The sequence below is a fragment of the Paenibacillus sp. CCS19 genome (assembly GCF_033239625.1).
Classification (GTDB): domain Bacteria; phylum Bacillota; class Bacilli; order Paenibacillales; family Paenibacillaceae; genus Paenibacillus_T.
Genome location: NZ_BTCK01000053.1, coordinates 1 through 16,349 on the forward strand (window position 1 = coordinate 1; position 16,349 = coordinate 16,349).

Below are 16,349 nucleotides of genomic sequence, written 5' to 3' on the forward strand. Positions count from 1 at the left end.
AGTACCGACGCCAGCTTGCAGCCTAGGGCTTTTTTCAATGTCCGAAAAATGGGGTCTTGACCAAACGCCGACAGGGCTTCTTCATTATAATGCTTGTCCTTATTTATAAGACGAACATCGAGCGACTCACGCAATGGTTCCCTCGTTCCATCGTTTATACCGTCGCAGTCGCCGCTGCGCTTCCAACTCTTGTTGCCTCCTGAACTTCGATCAAACGACCGCTCCTCACGTCATAGATATAACCGTAAATCGGAATCTCTTGCGGAACCAAAGGGTGATTACGAATACGCTCTACGTCGTCTACAACGCTCTGTTCCAAATCATTAAATGCCAGAAACTCGATATATCGAGCGGCCTTAGAACCTGGCCCATGACCAACGTCCTTCCAGCCGTTCTCCGTCAATTGCGCAGTCTCCAGACTGTTCTCCAACAATCCGCGAATCGTGTCGTTCGTGAACGTTTCCATGCCGCAGTCGGTATGATGGATGACGAACCATTCTTTCGTTCCAAGCAATTTATAAGAGATAACAAGGGAGCGGATCGCATCGTCACTGGCACGTCCACCTGCATTGCGGATCACGTGCGCGTCACCTTCGGCTAAACCTGCAAACTTAGCGGGGTCCAATCTCGCATCCATGCAGGTCAGAACAGCGAATCGACGTGCTGGCGGAATCGTTAAATCAGACTTCTCGCCAAAAGATAGGGCGTATGCTTCGTTAGCAGCCAATACCTCTTTCAATACATCGCTCACACTTATCATCCTCCTAATTATATTATTCCAATCATATTACTGTGAATTATAATAATAGAAATAAATGGAACTGTCAACAACGAAACGCAGAAGAGGGACCGTCCGTATGGACCGCCCCTTATGTAAGTAAATGTATGTTCAATCGTCATTCTACAAGCTGCCCGCGCAATTCAACGCGTTCTGCTGTGCTTTCTTATACAATTCTGCGGTTGATCGTAAGGTACGCGCATAATCCTCCAGCGACTGCTGCAATTGGCTATGCGTGGAATCTCGTTCCTCCAGCTCCTGCCACTTGGACTGGAATTGCCGATAGTCCTCGCCCCGCCAGCCGGCTACCAGCCCGGCAACCGTCTGATTGGCGCTGCGAAGCATCGCCTTCTGACGATCGATATAATGCTCGACGGCAGTTGCCGCACGCTCAAACTCCGTCACATCAACCTCAATATATACGCTCATCGTGCTCCTCCTTACTTGAAGGCATCTGCAAGTCGAACATTCTCGTTCTCTGCCGCTGTATATCCTTCACCCACTGGTCCCAACAAAAATTGACTATAATCCTTCATCACGGCAAAGCGATTCGCTTTAAAATGGCTGCTAATGCTAGAGAAATAACCGATGATCGTGTCCGACGACTGACTGGTCCAGCTCTGATTCAAGCGCTGAATCGCTCGTTCCATCTCATCGAACGCGGTATCGATCACTTGATTCGCATGTGTGATATGCGCCGCCGCTTCCGCAACCTTATCCGTCTGAACGAAGATTTCATCCGACAACTGCTTCTCCTCCTCTATTCTACTTCTTCGCTGTCCGGCTTAAGAACGCTTCTGATAGATGCGAAGGATTAACGCGATTCAGACTGCTCTGCGCCCGCTGGACATCTTCGATAAATTGGCGAATGCGCTGCGAGACGACCTCGCTGCCGATCCCTTCGAAGTTGGACCGAAGACCCGCCTCAATGCTTTCCAGCTCTCGAATAATGCTGCTCATCTCCGACGATATACTGCTAATGCCACTCGACATCGCAATCCCCTCCTATTCTGCTTAATTATCCGCCCGACAACTGCTGCTCAACCCGTTCGAAATCTGTCGCTGTATCTCTTAGATATTCAATGACCTTGGTGATTTGCCCGCCGGATGGCAGCTTCTGAGCAATCATTAGGTGAATGATATCTAGCAGTCCTTCCGAGAAATATAAAGCGCTCAGACGCGACTCGATGCCGGACAATCGCGATTTAATCGATCCAAGCTGGTCTGCGTAGTTGTGCAGATAATACGTATCGAGCCGAATACGAGGCGCAGCCGCGATAGGAGAGCCTCCTTGAAACAGCTTCTGCAAACCATTGAAGAATGACTTTACGCCTGTTACAACGGAGTCCTTGAACTGAATAACCTGATCCACCGTCCAATCAGCAGCTCGAGCGATTCCGTCAGCTATCGCGTCAATCACCTGAACAGCAATCTTCTGCACGGTTCGAGCCACCTGTTCCAGCGCATCGCTAATCGTTTCATACACGATAACGGCTGCAACGAACGCGAGCATGGATAATACGATATCGGCTGCGGCAATGACCGCTATTCCGGCACCGGCCAATAGGACGCCAGGCGCTGCAATTGCCGTTATCGCGATCCCCACTACGGCTGTTGTGATGACGATCTTGCCAAGATCGGTAAGCTCTCCATCCCGATAGAGCTGCTCGATCGAGCCCTTGCCGAGCGCAGCTATTCCGACTAGCGAATGCACGACTACTTCAGAGGTTACAGGACCGAGAAGACGATCCAACCCCTCTGTGAAAGGTCCTGTTATATATTTGGCAAGTAGATTGGAGCCGGCTGTCGGCTCATCATGCTTGAACACGTTGCCGTCTTCGTCGAATTTGACATTTTCCGTCCCGTGCTGCATCAATCCTTCGCCCTTCAATTCCACATAGGAATAATGGACGCCATCCAGCTGCTGAAGCAAGCTGCCCACTGCGGATTGTATAAAATGGTCCATCGTCACATCGGTCGACGCCTGCTCGATGAGTCCTCTATTCGCATCGATAAATTCTTGCGAGAAGCCAGGCCCATCATAGCTGTACGTATGATCGATCTTCGCGCTGACCCCGATCGCCGCAGCATATATCGTCGCGAACTCTGCCAGATTGCCGCCAAGCGAGTGTCCCGCGAAGGTTATGCTCTCGTTCGTATCGAAATAACCTTCCGCTTTGAGCTCGTCGAGAAAATGGGCAACTTCCTTCTGCTGCGGCGTAATGCCGGCAATGAGTCCCGCGTCCGATTGGATCCAGTCCTGCTGTATATTCTGATATTCCGATGGCGCTTCACTGCCTCGAAACGTAACGACCAGTCCCGGCTCGCCTGTATCGATTACCGTTCCATAGAACCCGCTTCCATCGGGATTATTGTCGTTGTAGGTTTTGACAACCTGCCATCCGAGAACTTCATTCGAAAGTCCATTAATTCTTGGCGCATCCAAACTAATGTCCATATCGCCAGCGTGCTCCGCTCTAGCCGCAAGATCATCGAAATATTGCTGCGGATACTCCGCTTCTCTTGCATTCGGGTCAATGTTCAGAAGTTCTCCGATCGTAGGCGTCTGATCGGCTCCCTCGAAGCTGGAACCAGGAATCGCCTTGCGCTCCAAGCTCTTCAGCACCTCTAAGTCCAAATAGCTGAGCTCGGTCGCATAACGAGCTTGCTCATCGGTTAACGTCGAATTGTCCGACAATGGTTATTCACCATCCCCAGCGGCCTGCGCAGCCTTCGTAATCTGGTAATGGTAGCCCTTCTCGTCTGCAACAGCATCGAACTTCTGCAGCACCTTATAGTCGGAGAACCATCCGCTTGTTATATCCGGCTGACGAGCGAAGCTGTCGGCTGCTTGTTCGTATTGATCAGAGGCGATGACACTGACCTCAACCTGATAAGGACGATCGGATGCTGCCTTATAGACAGCCGTCAATGCCTTCTCGAACTGATCCGGCGATAGATCGGATGTGTCCTTCACAATCATGAAGCCAGAGAAGTAACTGGGCTGATAGGCTTGCACGTATTGCGCCAGCGTTATGCTTGGATTCGTCTCCGCACCGCTCTTCCCGTTCGTATCAGCGAAATACGTATAGGTCTCGCTTTCGATCCCGATTGCTCCGAGCTCTTGCTTAAGCAGCTCGTTCATATGGCCGCTTATAATACGCGAGATGTAGGTATCCGACTTCAGCGTGCCGTCCTTATCCAATACCGCCTTGAACACAATCCGATCGTTATCTGCAGGCTGCGCGACAACGGACAGCATACCTTTGCTGCTCGTCACGTTATGACTGCCGGATGGCGACACGATAAATTCCTGCGAATATTTGCTCTTCAGCAGCGCAAGCGCGTCCTCGGCCCGCTCTTGATTCGAAGCGCTGCACCCGATCAAGCTCGCAACTGAAACCATCATCATCGCTACCACACTCACTTTTTGAACAAAATGATTAATCAAGTAGGATCCCGCCCTTTACCTATAACGTCTCTACATCAATGGCCTTATGTTGAAATGACGAAAGACGATAGTCATCGATGTCCATCGTCTTTCATCGTGAACCTGCTCTTATTTGAACGCGTCAGATAACGAAGTGTTCGTCGTTTCAACCTCGAAATAGCCTTGCGCAACGTTCATTTTAAGAAACTTCACATATTGGTCGAGAATATCGTGATAGGTTTGAAAATATTTGGCCGCGAACGATTCGTAGGCTTCGATCGTCGCCTGCGCAGCTTCGCCCTCCCAATAGTTAGCAAGGTTCTTGACCGTCGTCTGGCCTTCCTTCAGCTGATCCAGCAGGTTCGTATTCAAGCCTTCAATCTTCTGCGCAATATCCAGCACTTGCGCTGTATTAACTTTAATTGGCCCTGCCATATTCATTTTCCCCTCTCTATCATTAGTTTTTCAGTTTCTTCACGTTCATGCTGTTGGCGTCTTGCACCGTGACGTAGTTATCCTTCTGCTGCTTAAGAGCCCGGCTTGCCGTTTCGAGCTTCGCAGCCATTGCGTCCAACTCTTTCGTAAAGCCTGTAATCTGATTCACGAAGTCAAGATTGTCCTGACCTTCCCAAGCTTCACCCATTGTGCTGGCAGCCTGCATCAGATTCGTATATATGCTTTTGTATGATTCTGCTAATGTGCCGAGCTTCGATGATGCCAGCTCCAGCTCCTGAGGCGTTACTCTTATTTTCTTACCCATAATCGTTGCTCCTCTCCTTATCGACAATGATTTTATATTAGCAAGAGTCGGGAACCGTTCTTAATGCCAAGTTCTGCGACAGACCTGTTAATATCCAAGATAGTGCCGGAATGCGCATCGCACAGCATCGCATCCGGTCTCGCCTTAAATTTGCCATCTGACAAATCGCTGAGCAGCGCGGCAACCAGCATAACAACCTCGCTCATTCTGCTGTCCAGCGGCAGGAAAACATCGTAGGTCGTGCCCGCTGCGGGGAGAACGATTTCTACAAGCGCCTTATTCAGCATCGTCCTCGTCCTCCCTCTGCGAGTTTAATAGCTTAAGCTTCACGGCCCGCCCCTTCTGCAGGGAGAAGCCGAATTGGTTCGTCAATTCATCCCGCATATCCGATGTCGTCTTGGATGGCTTGAGCTGATATTGCTCCGTAATGCCGCTGCCGACCCAGATCCCGTCGCCGGTATGGATATGGCGTTTATACCATTTGTCGAAGGTCATGGCAGACAGATTTCTGGACTGCTCAGCAAGAATGACCGTAACCTTGTATTTGGCTTCGCCCTTCTCAAGAATAAGTCCAAGCTTCTCTGCGCCTTGTGCGGACAACGCATTCTTCAGGGCTGCGAGTGAGTTAATAACAAACACCTTCTGCTCGAACGCTTCGACAGCTTCGCCCCGTTCCAATGCATCCTTGAACGCATTGTGACGGTATACCACCAAATCGAACATGTCAGATACCAGATCCTCCAAGTCCTTGCCGCTCGAACGATAGACAACACCATCTGCATGATCCAATTCACGCAGTCCCTGCTCTGCATCGATCACAGTAACATCCAATCTTACCTGCGCCATCAGCATCGTGAGCTCCTGAACAAACCCCTTATATTGGTCGTCAGTTGACAGCACCATATGGATGTAAGCCTGATCAAGCGGATAGTAATGCACGTTAAGCGAGCTGCTCTCCACCCCAACCGGGAGGCGGAGTCGGTCTTTCTCATTTACATACTCGTTCAGAAAAGCCGCATCCACTTGGTTTGGCAAAATCGGAATTTTGCGAGCGCTGTATCCCTTCCATGATTCTCTCAGCTTCAGACACGCCTGTTGGATGTAGGAGAACGGCACTGGATCGTCGGTAATATGCGCAGTCTGGAATTCAAATACCGCCTGCTTCTTTACAAGTCCCCGGCCTTTGAAGTGACTTGGATATAAACCGTCTGTCTTGCCGACAACGGTCGAATAATCGTTCTCATCATTAAGCTGGAGAACGAGCAGCTGCTTGAAGTTCTGCAGCAGGCGGAATCGAATGCCGTTCGTGCCCAACGACGTCAATACGAAGTAAATGCCATACCGCGTTCCTTCCCGCGATAGGAACGATACCGCTTCCTCTTTCTCCTCATACAGTTCGGCGAAGGCAGCAAAGTTGTTCACGACGACAACGATAGACGGCAGCTTCTCACTCGATGCAGCTGTGTAGGAGGCATGATCGCCCCCGAAGTCCGCAAATCGCTTCTTGCGGCTGTCGAGCTCGCTTCTCAGCATACGGAACAGATTGCTGACCTTCTCGCTCTCGTGAGCCAATAAGACATCTCCGACATGCGGCGCCTTCGCGAAGGCGCGCAGCGTCTCAGACGCGAAGTCCAACAGATACAGGTTGACCTCCTCCGGCGAATGCTCGTGAAGAAGGGAGTAAATCATCGTATTCAGAAAAGTCGTTTTACCTGTGCCCGCAGCGCCATATATAACGGCATTGCCTTCCGCAGTAATCGGAAGCCGGAGCAGGCACTGCTGCTGATTCGTTGGGTCGTCATATTCGCCAATCACCGGATTAAGCACCATGGAGCGTTGATCCGCAACGCCGTATTTGCGTCGCGTCTCGTCCAGCAGAATCATCGCCGGAATCGCCTCCAGCCATAAAGGACGAATGAAGATTTGCTCCTCGGCTGCGATGCCGCACAAGTAATCGATGACGACGTCCATCTGCTTCTTCGGATTGAATAACGGATTGCTCCGCCGATCCAGCTTCGCCTGCTTCAATGGAATGCCGTTACGATCAATGACAACGACGCTGCTGTCCTTCTCCACAACGACCTTGTCGGAAGGATAATACGGAGCTCCCGCCCATGCGGACTGCCCCATTTCGAACAGCTCGTTGTAGCCGACCTGCAAGTAAAACCGTCCCGTTTCCTTCAGTTCTGCTGCATCCGGACGTTTGAGCATATCCATGCTATCCGAACGTTCCTGCACCTTCAGCGATATGCGGAATTTACTATTGCTCCATATCTGGTCATCGACGATGCCGCTCGGCTTCTGCGTCGCCAGAATCAAATGAATCCCTAAGCTCCGCCCGATTCGCGCCGCGCTGATCAGCTTCGCCATGAATGCCGGCTGCTGTGTCTTAAGCTCCGCGAACTCATCCGAGACGATGAACAGATGCTGAAGCGGCTCCTGCACAACGCCTTCGCGATACATCTTCTGGTACTTGTAGATGTCAATGTTGCTCTCGCCTATTCGTTTGCTGACTTCAGCGAATATCGCCTGTCGGCGCTTCAATTCGCTCTCGATCGAGACAAGCGACCGCTTGATCGCCGCGCCATCGAGGTTCGTAATGATGCCAGCCGTATGCGGAAGCTTCTCGAATGACTTCGCCATCCCGCCGCCTTTGTAGTCGATGAGAATGAACGCAACCTCGCGCGGATGATAGTTAACGGCAAGCGATAGAATGAAAGCAATAATCAGCTCGCTCTTGCCCGAACCCGTCATGCCTGCGATCAGCCCGTGAGGACCGTGAAACCGTTCGTGCAGATCCAGCTTGAACAGCTCGCCAAGCGCATCTACACCAATAGCCGCCTCAAGCGACGTCGTCGGGTCATTATCGCGCCAGCGGGTCAGCGCATTCAAGTGCTCGACCTTGCCTACCCCATACATCTCTAGAAACGTAACCATCTGCGGCAGCTTGAACGAATTTGCCTGCGTATCGAGCGGAACATTCGCAAGCTTCACGCTAAGCGCACGCGGATCCGTCTTCACCTGAATATCCGGAACGAACGATACGAATCGGCCCGTCAGATCATTCTTATCGTACAGCTTGCCGCTGTTTTCCTCGAGCTCAACCACCATCGTACATTCCTTGGGTAAATTACGGAGCTCATCGTAGAAGCAGACGATGCTCGTATGCAAATTTTTCTTCTTCGCATAGATTTCTTTCAGCATCTCAGCTCGTACGGCCAGCTGCTTACTTAATGCAAATAGGATGTAGTAAGGCTTGGCATCCTCCAACGTGCTCTCGCTCATCCGAGTGCGTGCCTCTATCTCCTGCTCCAAGTAGGAGGAAACCGCTTTGACTTCGCTGCTGCTCGTTGCAATGAATCGGAATTGATGGGCGTTGTCCCACACATGAGGCAGCCATTTCACGAAGTTGAACACATGCTCCTCATCCTGGTCATAGATGAATACGAGCTTCACTTCGTCATAGCTGTACAGAGCCGCCAGCTGAAAAATCAGCCCTTTCGCAAATTCGACTGCCTGCTGGCGATCGCCGATGACACCGGTAATGTGATCCTCATACAACGACAATGTAATCGGAATGTTCCGCAGCGGCGTTGGCGATTCCGCTAACGCATAGAGCTCCTCCTGCAGATTGTCGTCGTCAATCGTAAATCGTTTCTCCGAATAGGTAATCTCTGATGCCATTACCCCAGAACCGGTACCGGCCTTGAGCTGCAAGAAATCGTTCTGACCGAAGCCGCGCTCCCACAGATTCCGCTGCACATTCTCGATTCGGGCGATGCATTCCGCTACGGTCACATGATTCTCTCGCAAAACGTCTTCCTGCTTCGCAGCCTCCGCCTCGAACTGCAGCTTGAATTTGTTCAAATATTCCTTGTATTTGTGCTGACGCAGCTTTTCTTTCTTGCGCCTTCGCCGCTGATCGTATTTCTTGCTAATGACCGGCCACATAATCGAACCAAGAAGCATGCTGGCGGACATGACGATGGAGGGCATCGCGCGTGAAATATCTCCGCTTGCCATCGCGTTGTTAATCGCGAACAGCGCCGTCGCCATGGATGCCATGCCCATCGTCACGGAAGGACCGATGGACAACATCAGCGGCATCTCTTCCCCTATCGCATTAGGCGGTGGCGAGTCGATTCGGAATACCGCTGTCTCCACATCTCGCTTGAATCGTGGAGATCGATAGAAGTAATCGAGCTCCGCCGCTTCAAGCTCCTCCTCGTCGTCGATCTGCTGCACCTGCTGAGGCAGCATCCGTTTCAGTCGATTGGTCTGAATGAGCGTGGACCCATCGGGGTTGTTCATCGCGAGGAAACGGCTGCCGACGATGATTTTGAGCCCCATAATAAAGATCTGGTCGCCGACCGCCAAGCCTCTGCTAGACACGCGTACACCATTCACGAACGTGCCGTTCGAGCTATTGTTATCGACGATGCTCCAACGCTCATTCTTAAAGATGAGCCGCGCATGCATGCCGGAAACGAAAGGATTATCGAGCAGAATGCTGTTCTGCTCGTTCCTCCCAATCGATAAATCGATATCGCCGTCTACGGAATATTTGGTGTAGAGTTGGCGATCGTCTGTATTCGATTCCGTGTAGATTGTCGCGTCGTTTCGACGCCTTTTCATCCGGATATGATAAATATTCAGCTTGCCAAGAACAGCGGATCGAATCACTGTACCATTTTGATCAACAATAGCAGCTTCTTTATTTGATTTGAGAATCCAATCCCCATTGATACCTTCAATGCTAATAAGCCTGTCGAGGTTATTCGCACTGGAATCATATAACCAGTATTGTCCATTCACTTTCTCCGGCAGTGTGATCGAGCTTATCGAATCCTCAATTGCAATCGTAACGATCATCGATGATCGATTGCTTACTTGATGAACACAGGTTCAAGGATTGCAGCTTCTGCCGTGTTGCTGCCATCATTATAAATTTTGAAAGCAATCGATTTAATATAGCGGAGCGGAATGATAATATTCTGCGTACGAACCGATTTGCTGACGGTATAGGTTTTATATTTGTATACCTTGCCCGAGTCTTCGGTCAGCGTAACATCAAGCATGACAGGCTTAGACGAGATATGGCCATCCTTGTCTTTGCCCAAGTAGAGCGTACCTTGGAAGCTGCGATATTTCTCATCTAGCTTCACAGTGATTTCGCTTTGCGATTTCTTTTCTTCAGGCTGCGTACCGAGCTTTGTAATCATGTAATTCCGATAAGTCTTGCCCGATTGACTATTGACCAGCACCGCGCCGTCAAACACCACATCCGTATTGGCACCGGAATTAGAAACCGAATTTACTGCAATCACATTCGTGTTCGAGGTCGGTTGATTGAATCCAATCGGATAGTATGCAACACCTGCCGCATTCAACGAAACGGTATCTCCGCTGCGGCTAGGCTTATAGCCAAGCTCCGTTAGAATTGTACTTGGGAAGTACGTGACGCCGTTGTCCTTGTAATCGTTCGTATTATCGATGTAGATCGGTTTGTTAGTCGTTGTAGTGCCGATCTTCACGCCATTGACGTATACATTCTTCACACGATCATAATCGACGCTGACCTTAACTGCGGCATATGCCGATGCTGTACCGAAAATCAATCCTCCTGCCAGAAAACCGAGAACGAATTTTTTCATTGTGTGATCTCCTCCGTAAATTTATATAGTGGGCGTTACAAACTGCTCATAACATCGGACGCCAATGTGTTGCCCGGATCGATCGCGAGCAGTTTCTCGCATAGCTCGTATGCCTTATTGCGATCATTATCAACGTAGTAAGCCTGTTCAATCTGATTCTGCAGCTGTGCGATCCTGCCCTTCTTGTCGGTTGCGGACGGTTTCTTCGCCGAGCTCGTGCTCTTCGTTGTTGCGCTAGAGGATTTGGTCTGGGACTGAGTTGTTGCTGTACCCTTAGTGCTCGTGCTCATTGTGTTATTCGTACTCGCGCTTGCATTCGGCTTAGTGCTCGTCTGATTGGCCGTTTCATCGGTCGCCCCGCTGCTCGTAGTCTGCTTCACCGCAGTTAGCTTCTGTGAAGGTTCAACCTCTGGAGCCGAGGCCTCTTGAGTGCCAGTCGATTCCTTCAAGGGCGAATCGTCCTCCTGCTTCGTGTCAGCACCAATGACCAACGGTTCTTCTGCATCATGCTGCGCTTCAGCAACCGGACCTGCCTCTAGACCGCTGACTGGCTTGTCATCCTGCAGCCCCCAATAGGCTGCTGCACCACCGCCAATCATGACGGCTGCAATCGCTGCCGCGACCACCCAGCCTATTCTCGACATACGCTTTGCTTGCTTCCTTGACTCGGTTCTCGTCTGCTGCGTCTCCAGCTTGCGCTGAACATTCCCTGCCGCAGCTTCGACCTCATGCCGAATCGAAGAGCCCTCCTCCATTTGCCCGAGCAGTCGCTTATATGCCGCTAGAGCTTCAACCAGTCTATCCTGCTTCTCCAAGGCTCTCGCTTGTGCCAGCTCCTCCTCGGACCATCGCTTGTTGTACGAATCATCCTGTACGGGCTCGCTATCAGGCGTTAACGTAACGCTTCCTGGCAATTCCTCTTCAGACAAGAGTCCGATGATGCCGCTGCTCTCTTTATGTAAGAGATCCTTGCTTGCCGTAGTCAGGCTCTTCGAAGAGATGGCCATATACCACTCCCCGAAGGTTGGGCATAGATGCTCGGCCTCGGCTTCCCATGCCCGCGTGAACAGGTTCGCTGCATCCTCCCCGTAGCTAGACGCCAATACCTCGCGGAGCAGCTCATATCGATCGGTATCCTTCTGCATCAGCTCAGGATCACAATAGCTCTCCCCCCACGCCGCCTCTCGAATTGCAGGATCGAACCAAGACAACATCTCTGCCAGCAGCATACTGCCGGCGAAGCGGTCCGCATATTTGCTCCACCCTTGGCGGCTCTTCATCCGCATGGAGGCATAACCTGGCGATCCTTGCGGCACATGCTCCGGCTTATCCAGCTTCGCCGCGTACATCTGCTCCACGTCCACTAATTGAATCCAAGACTTCACATTAGGCTTGATGTCATGCAGCAAGCCGGGAATCATCACGTTAGGCGCCGACAAGTCGCAATGCGCCAAACCCCGCTGCTCCATATACGACAGCACCTCAGCTAACGACTGCGCAGTATGCAGCGCTATTGCTTGCGTCAACTCTCGTTTATCGAGCAGCACATCCATCCAAGTCGGGCCCTCCACCCATGGCATAACGGCGGCATAGAGCAGCTCATTATGCTGCGATAGCAGCTCGATATCGTCATGAGGCGTGAGAATGCTGCGATCGCAAACCGCAAGACCCGTTATTTGCGACAGCGCGGACAGCTGCTCCGATTGATAAACCGAGTCCGGATGATGGAACATCGGTCTGAACACCTTTAACCCTTTGGCATACCCATCCTGTATCGCAACGATCTTATAGACGATTCCTTGCCTTCCCTCTTGTCCGTAGGGCATGGCAGCGAAGGAAGGATGCGCCGCGAAGCGGTACACCTTGCCTTTGATAACAATCTCATCTTGAACTTTGGGTTCAAATGGCATGAAGCGATCCTCCCTTACCCTTTCTTGCGAAACAGCCGGCTCAGCAATCCGCGTTCACTCGACTGCTCTCCCGAATATAAAACCGCCGCATCCCAGCACACATCGAAATACGCCACATCATCGCTGGTCGGCTGTGCCGCTGAACGGTTGATCGCATTCTGCACTTCTATGGCGCTCGGAGGAACCTTGCAATCATCGATGACAGCCAGACCATCGGAATACGCCGTTATTCGGGTATACGGTTTGCCAGCCAATCCGCTGACAAACACATGCGGCTCACCCCCGAGCAAGCCGCGTTTGGTCGACCAGCGCTCATCCATTGACAGTTGATGCCCAAGCTCGGAGGTACACTCCTCATCGTCTCTCCAAAGCCGCAAGCGCATATCACCCATCCATGCGAGCAGCATTCGGCCATGCGGCAGCTCCCTGCTGGGTGCATCGAATCGGCCTCCGATAAACATCGTCTCGCTGCCTCGTATCCGCTTCTCCGTCAGCACATCTCGCAGCAGAGCCGGCGCCTGTACGGGTATCGCATGCTGCTCGACCGCTTTGGAGGCAGGAGCGCACAGCTCCGACATGAATGTCATCAACCGTCTGCTAAGCTCTGAACTAACCAGCTCATCACTGGTCTTCAGTTGGGACAGCCAACGTGCAAGCTCGTCACCAGCCAGCCTTGCTGCCAGATCTCCGTAGTAAGACTGTCCCACTCCATCGCAGATACAGAAGCTGAGGGAATCCCCCCGCTCGATAAAGGCAACATAGTCTTGTCCACTCTCGTCTGCCGCTCTCGATTCCGCAGATCGCGCATAAGCGTATTGAACATGGAACATTCCGCATTGCATGCTGTCGAACGTCTCCACACGCTGATCGATCTGTATCCGCTTCCCCGCCATTCTGCTCATCTGATCGGTGTCGACGCTGACATCTGGAAGCCAAGCGATACAAGCTCAGAGCTGTGGCCCGGCAGCATCATAAGCGCATCAGGAACGATTGAATAGGCAGCTTCATTCATCATCGCCCGATAGCTGAACGGAAGTGGAGAGGACATGCGCTGAAGCTTCCGAGCATAAGGGTCAAGCATCACAGACGAAGCGGTAATCCCCTTCCACTGTTTCGAGTCCGATAGCGTTCCATCTACCAATGAGTCGGATATAAAAATATTCTCAATAAGCACTTGCCCGTCCGGCACCCCCATCTCCATAATGCGGCGAACGATCGGCTCCGGGTCATCTGTCGATGCGCCATCCGTCATATGACAAATGAGCGGAGCCGGACACCCCTCCATATTCGGCAGCTCCGCCTTCAGCAGCTCCTCCACATAAGCGAATGCCTTGGCTGCGTCCGAGAATCCGGCCGGCGTTAGCTCTGGAATGCCTCGCTGTGCCAGTTCGTCGATGCCAATAACGCCGCCGAGCAAATCGGTTACTTCATCGTTATAGGCGATGATGCCAATGCGATAGCGAGGCGATAGCCTGCTTCCTTTGGTCGAACGGAAAACCATCTGCCGGATCGCTGCAGTTAATGCAGCCGTTACGACCTCTATACGCTGCTTCTCTCCAAGCGGCAGCGTCATTGAATAGCTTGTATCTAACAAATAGATGATGGTTGCTGGTTTCGCCTTCGTCGCCTGCACCGTATACGAATGCCGATGATCATTGGCACTCGGCAAGTCGGTCGACCCAGAGGATGCGCCATACAGCTTCAAGGTTGCCTCTTCTGCAGCGTCTAACAATGGCTTCTGTTGTCCGCTGCTCATCACTTTCCGACTGGCGTCCTCTGGCGATAGCTGCGCCAAATACTGTTCGAGCTCACGCTTCATTAGAGATACCGTTTCATAACGCGACTGCGGCTCGAAGGCGCATGCCTTCAGCACGACCGCGCCAAGCCGGTCTTGCGCATAGCGCGGCGGAGGCAGCTCTTCTCCTGCATGTCTTCGTGCCTGCGCCTTCTCTACATCGCTCATCCGCACCTTGATCGGAATCGGCGGCAGAAACGGCAGCCGGCCTTCATTAAGCAGCCTGTACATGACGAAGCCAATTAAATAGATGTCCGACGCTTCGCCGTACGCTTTACCCGCGTATACCTCCGGCGCCATTAACATTGGCGTGCCTACGCGCGTCGAGGCATGCTGCCCTTCCCCAAGCATCGTCGCAACCCCGAAATCACCCAGCTTGAAACGTTTATCACGCGTGATGAAGATGTTCTCTTCTTTGATGTCGCGATGCAGTATCCCTCGAGCATGACTAAGCTCCAATGCCGCGCATATATCAATCCCGAGCGCAACGATATCCTCGAGCAGCAGGTCATTCTCCAGCTGCCACTGACGGAAGGACGTCAAATATTCCATTCGAATGTAAATGTCGTAACCCGCGTTATCGGACCGCTTCTCAATCTCGTGATCCTCGTGGCTGACAATATTCGAATTGCCCTTCATCGAATAGAGAATATCGATCTCCTTCTGAAAGGTCCGCAGCAGATCTTCCGCGAGCTCAGAGACGTCCTGCTCGCTTCCGCCGGTCGACATTTGATAGGTTCGTATTTGCTCGCTTGTTGGAAAAGTCAAATGCTTCACAGCTGAAACATAGGTCGTGCCAAACACATTTTTATACGCTTTGTATACATTGCCATAAGAGCCTTTGCCTATCATGTCACCGAGCTCCCAGTTCCCCCATAACGTCTTTCGCTTGGCGTCATTCACATCCAGCATTGATCTCTCTCCCTATTGCACCTTGAGTATATAATAATCTATTATGTATACCAATTAATGTTAATAAATTTGCATATGTTTAAAAATAAACATGCATATATCATTATCAAGAAATAACCGCTAACTCAAGCATCATTCTATTGATAATCATAACGATACAAAACAGAAATATCGCACTCTTTTACCTAAACATAGATGATGAATTCCGACTGGTAAATAGTTCTTATTATCCCTTTTATCATGAGAATTCCGCCAAACATAACCTTCGCGTGTATGAGGAAATTATTAGGGGGCAACGATGTTAATTAGGTCTCGCTTCAGGAAATCAGGTCTCAATTACTAATGCAACGAACGGTTTGCCGCATGACAGAAAGACTATAGGCACATGCAATGCAGACTAGACCCTGATCCGAGAGTCCTGCAAAAGCATGACTTCGTTTGAAGATTCGCCCTCTCCCTTCTTCCTGTTTTTACTAATCCGAGCATAGTTTATATATAAGAGATGATCCTAACCTATCTGAATACAACTAAGGAGTTGCATAGTTTGAAGTTAAAAAGAAGAACCGGAGATCGCGCCGATTGGCAGCGCGTGCTAGAACGTGAATATGCACAGTTCTATTTGGAAACGGATGCTTTTCAAGGCTGCATATGTCTACTGAAAATCAATAAAGTAAGAGAACCTTTGCACGCCACTTATGGCGAGAACAAAATTTGCATTGCCGACGAAGGCTACTTATGGCTCCAACAAATCCCGTCTAACGAGCATTATGCCGTAACCACTATGTATGATGACAAGGGCCGCATTGTACAACGGTATATCGACATCATTTATCTCAATGGCGTGGGCGAGAACGGCGTACCCTGGGTGGATGATTTGTTCTTGGACATTGTCGTGTTACCGTCTGGGGAGCTCATTCATAAAGATTTGGATGAACTTGATGAAGCTTTGAACAATGGGTCAATCGACGAGCGGCTCTATGATCTCGCTAAGCAAGAGTCAGCTAAGCTTACTTCCCTTATTGAAGCCGACAGCTTCGACCTGTTGGCGCTTGCAGATGAGCATAAGGATTTTCTAATAAAGAAACTCCGGCCGTGGCCCGATATTTGAAT

The 16,349-nt window shown here is 51.0% G+C and carries 15 protein-coding genes and 1 pseudogene; 1 reads left to right on the forward strand and 15 read right to left on the reverse strand.

Features of this window, described 5'->3' with window-relative positions; genetic code table 11:
- Window positions 1–154: 154 nt before the first annotated feature.
- From SBI19_RS25405 to SBI19_RS25475, 15 genes and pseudogenes are all read right to left on the reverse strand, one after another.
- A complete protein-coding gene (locus tag SBI19_RS25405; RefSeq protein WP_317972326.1) occupies window positions 155–751 on the reverse strand; it encodes a beta-class carbonic anhydrase in 597 nt (198 codons plus the stop codon).
- A gap of 150 nt (window positions 752–901) precedes the next feature.
- Window positions 902–1,207 (reverse strand): WXG100 family type VII secretion target, encoded by a 306-nt coding sequence (locus SBI19_RS25410; RefSeq protein ID WP_317972327.1) that lies wholly within the window; start codon window positions 1,205–1,207, stop codon window positions 902–904.
- A gap of 11 nt (window positions 1,208–1,218) precedes the next feature.
- On the reverse strand, window positions 1,219–1,524 hold the full coding sequence (locus SBI19_RS25415) for a hypothetical protein (protein WP_317972328.1): 306 nt from the start codon (window positions 1,522–1,524) through the stop codon (window positions 1,219–1,221).
- Between the two features lie 19 nt (window positions 1,525–1,543).
- Window positions 1,544–1,771: a hypothetical protein gene (locus SBI19_RS25420; RefSeq protein WP_317972329.1), complete on the reverse strand. Its 228-nt coding sequence runs from the start codon at window positions 1,769–1,771 to the stop codon at window positions 1,544–1,546.
- A gap of 25 nt (window positions 1,772–1,796) precedes the next feature.
- Entirely contained in the window at window positions 1,797–3,476 is a 1,680-nt protein-coding gene (locus SBI19_RS25425) for an Mbeg1-like protein (protein WP_317972330.1), read from the reverse strand.
- Between the two features lie 3 nt (window positions 3,477–3,479).
- The gene (locus SBI19_RS25430) at window positions 3,480–4,190 is read right to left on the reverse strand and encodes a hypothetical protein (RefSeq protein ID WP_317972331.1); all 711 of its coding nucleotides are present in this window, start codon (window positions 4,188–4,190) and stop codon (window positions 3,480–3,482) included.
- 147 nt (window positions 4,191–4,337) lie between these two features.
- On the reverse strand, window positions 4,338–4,643 hold the full coding sequence (locus tag SBI19_RS25435) for a WXG100 family type VII secretion target (RefSeq protein ID WP_317972332.1): 306 nt from the start codon (window positions 4,641–4,643) through the stop codon (window positions 4,338–4,340).
- Between the two features lie 22 nt (window positions 4,644–4,665).
- Window positions 4,666–4,968, reverse strand: coding sequence for a WXG100 family type VII secretion target (locus SBI19_RS25440; RefSeq protein ID WP_317972333.1), 303 nt, complete (start codon window positions 4,966–4,968; stop codon window positions 4,666–4,668).
- Between the two features lie 32 nt (window positions 4,969–5,000).
- Window positions 5,001–5,255, reverse strand: coding sequence for an EsaB/YukD family protein (locus SBI19_RS25445; RefSeq protein WP_317972334.1), 255 nt, complete (start codon window positions 5,253–5,255; stop codon window positions 5,001–5,003).
- Complete coding sequence (essC, locus tag SBI19_RS25450; protein WP_317972335.1) at window positions 5,245–9,840, reverse strand: type VII secretion protein EssC; 4,596 nt, start codon at window positions 9,838–9,840, stop codon at window positions 5,245–5,247. The genes SBI19_RS25445 and essC overlap by 11 nt, the downstream gene beginning before the upstream one ends.
- 14 nt (window positions 9,841–9,854) lie before the next feature.
- Window positions 9,855–10,622 carry a hypothetical protein gene (locus SBI19_RS25455; RefSeq protein WP_317972336.1) on the reverse strand — a complete coding sequence of 256 codons (768 nt, stop codon included), beginning with the start codon at window positions 10,620–10,622 and terminating at the stop codon, window positions 9,855–9,857.
- Between the two features lie 35 nt (window positions 10,623–10,657).
- Window positions 10,658–12,532, reverse strand: coding sequence for a hypothetical protein (locus tag SBI19_RS25460; protein WP_317972337.1), 1,875 nt, complete (start codon window positions 12,530–12,532; stop codon window positions 10,658–10,660).
- A 14-nt stretch (window positions 12,533–12,546) separates the two neighbouring features.
- Entirely contained in the window at window positions 12,547–13,425 is an 879-nt protein-coding gene (locus SBI19_RS25465) for a hypothetical protein (RefSeq protein WP_317972338.1), read from the reverse strand.
- 5 nt (window positions 13,426–13,430) lie between these two features.
- On the reverse strand, window positions 13,431–14,105 hold the full coding sequence (locus SBI19_RS25470; protein ID WP_317972361.1) for a vWA domain-containing protein: 675 nt from the start codon (window positions 14,103–14,105) through the stop codon (window positions 13,431–13,433).
- 252 nt (window positions 14,106–14,357) lie between these two features.
- Window positions 14,358–15,239: pseudogene (locus SBI19_RS25475) on the reverse strand (serine/threonine protein kinase); the annotation flags it as partial.
- Window positions 15,240–15,783: 544 nt separating this feature from the next.
- On the opposite strand from SBI19_RS25475, the gene SBI19_RS25480 reads away from it, so the two are divergent.
- Window positions 15,784–16,347, forward strand: a complete 564-nt coding sequence (locus tag SBI19_RS25480; protein ID WP_317972339.1) for a ribonuclease FAU-1 family protein — start codon at window positions 15,784–15,786, stop codon at window positions 16,345–16,347.
- The last annotated feature ends 2 nt before the right edge of the window (window positions 16,348–16,349 follow it).

What these genes read in the sequence shown, in the direction of transcription:
- SBI19_RS25430 (WP_317972331.1), bottom strand. Translation starts at nt 4,190, where the DNA reads ATGATGATGGTTTCAGTTGCGAGCTTGATCGGGTGCAGCGCTTCGAAT.
- SBI19_RS25460 (WP_317972337.1), bottom strand. Translation starts at nt 12,532, where the DNA reads ATGCCATTTGAACCCAAAGTTCAAGATGAGATTGTTATCAAAGGCAAG.
- SBI19_RS25465 (WP_317972338.1), bottom strand. Translation starts at nt 13,425, where the DNA reads ATGGCGGGGAAGCGGATACAGATCGATCAGCGTGTGGAGACGTTCGAC.
- SBI19_RS25455 (WP_317972336.1), bottom strand. Translation starts at nt 10,622, where the DNA reads ATGAAAAAATTCGTTCTCGGTTTTCTGGCAGGAGGATTGATTTTCGGT.
- SBI19_RS25440 (WP_317972333.1), bottom strand. Translation starts at nt 4,968, where the DNA reads ATGGGTAAGAAAATAAGAGTAACGCCTCAGGAGCTGGAGCTGGCATCA.
- SBI19_RS25410 (WP_317972327.1), bottom strand. Translation starts at nt 1,207, where the DNA reads ATGAGCGTATATATTGAGGTTGATGTGACGGAGTTTGAGCGTGCGGCA.
- essC (WP_317972335.1), bottom strand. Translation starts at nt 9,840, where the DNA reads ATGATCGTTACGATTGCAATTGAGGATTCGATAAGCTCGATCACACTG.
- SBI19_RS25435 (WP_317972332.1), bottom strand. Translation starts at nt 4,643, where the DNA reads ATGGCAGGGCCAATTAAAGTTAATACAGCGCAAGTGCTGGATATTGCG.
- SBI19_RS25470 (WP_317972361.1), bottom strand. Translation starts at nt 14,105, where the DNA reads ATGACGCTGCCGCTTGGAGAGAAGCAGCGTATAGAGGTCGTAACGGCT.
- SBI19_RS25445 (WP_317972334.1), bottom strand. Translation starts at nt 5,255, where the DNA reads ATGCTGAATAAGGCGCTTGTAGAAATCGTTCTCCCCGCAGCGGGCACG.
- SBI19_RS25420 (WP_317972329.1), bottom strand. Translation starts at nt 1,771, where the DNA reads ATGTCGAGTGGCATTAGCAGTATATCGTCGGAGATGAGCAGCATTATT.